The following is a 1,523-nucleotide window of genomic DNA, read 5'->3' on the forward strand; positions in this document are numbered from 1 at the left end:
CGGCGGCAGCGGCCTGCTCGGTCGCGCCCTGCGAGACCTGTTCGGAGCTCGACGACAGTTCCTGGCTGCCCGAGGCGACATTGCCGATGGCAGCGGTGGTATCCGCCACCACGATGCGCAGTCGCTCCACCATGCGGACCAGGGCCTGGCCCAGCATGTCCTTGTCCGACTGCGACTGGGGCTGCACGGTCAGGTCGCCCTCGGCAATGTCCTGCGCGATCTGCGACATGGTTTCGAAATTCGTGCGCAGCCGGGCCAGGTTGTCTGCCAGCTGATCGGTCAGCCCGCCATAGGTGCGGCTCGTCGCCACGGTGGCATCGCCCTGCGAGAGCGCGGTGATCACCATGCCGATGTCGCCATAGGCGGCTTCGACGGCGGCCACGCATCCCTGCATCGTGCCGATCTCGTCCTTGCGGTCGTTGGCGAGCGGGTGAGCGAGCGCGCCAAGCGCGTCGGATACACGGGCGATCGGTCGCGCGATGGTGCGGGTCATCAGCAACCCAATGCCCAGCGCTGCCAGAATGCCGACGCCCATGCCGATCCAGATCGCCATGCTGATGGCCTCGAACGCTTCGGCCTGAGCCTTCTGCCGGTTGGCGAGCAGGGCGCGTTCCATCGCGACCATTTCGCCGACGCGGGCGCGTAGCTCGTCCATGGCCTTCTTGCCTGCACCGCTGGCTTCAAAGGCACGCGCCTGGCCTTGCGCTTGCGGCGCTGCCATCAGCCGGATGCCACGCTCGGCCACGTCACCGCGCCAGGCTTCGGCGAGCTGCTTGATGGCATCGAGCCGCGCCTGCTGCTGCGGATTGTCGGCGGTGAGAGCCTTGGCCTCGTCCCAAGCGCGAGCAAACCCGGCTTGCCCCTTCTTGTAAGGCTCAAGAAAATTCTGGTCGCCCGATACCAGGTAACCGCGATAGCCGGTTTCCTGATTGACCATGTTTTCCACCATCGCGCCCGCAGCCGCGATAACCTTGTACGTGTGTTCGTTGATCTGGGTCGATTGCTCTACCTTGCCGGCATTGTCGAGAATGACACTGTTGGCGGCCACCGTGATCCCGATGATCGTTCCAAGGCACAGGATCAGTTTCTTGGCGATGGACATGTTATTGAAGAAAGCCACAGTTCAAATCTCCTCGTGAAGTGGGCAAGGCCTCGAAAGCTGGTGTGTCGGGCGAAGAGCGCGACGGTTCGGGTCCCGAGCGGTCAGGCAGCCGCCGATCCGAAATCCATATCCTCGGAATCCGCACCGCCACGCTCCAGATCGAGCGCAAAGCCCTGGACCCGCTCCTGCTGATGCGCCACGCTATGGGGCTTCGGCTTGGGGCCGGTTGGCTTGGCGGGCTTCGCGGTGCGCTTGGGCTGAGCGCTGGCCGGACGGCGGACGCTCTGGACGGCGCGGCCATGGCCGCTTGCGTCGACGCGGAAGAAGGCGATGGTCTGCTGCAGTTCCTCGGCCTGGCTTGCCAGTTCCTCGGAGGTCGAGCTGATCTGCTCGGAGGCGCTCGCGTTCTGCTGCGTCACCT

1 protein-coding gene and 1 pseudogene are annotated in these 1,523 nt (G+C 65.1%); both read right to left on the minus strand.

The window, feature by feature from the left end:
• Nucleotides 1–1,120: CHASE3 domain-containing protein (locus tag AX735_RS00950; RefSeq protein WP_156447381.1), on the minus strand; the 1,120-nt coding region annotated here is incomplete at its 3' end.
• 83 nt (nt 1,121–1,203) lie between these two features.
• Nucleotides 1,204–1,523 (minus strand): annotated as a pseudogene (locus AX735_RS25505) (methyl-accepting chemotaxis protein); the annotation flags it as partial.

The organism is Blastomonas sp. CCH1-A6, assembly GCF_001556365.1.
Lineage (GTDB): Bacteria > Pseudomonadota > Alphaproteobacteria > Sphingomonadales > Sphingomonadaceae > Blastomonas > Blastomonas ursincola.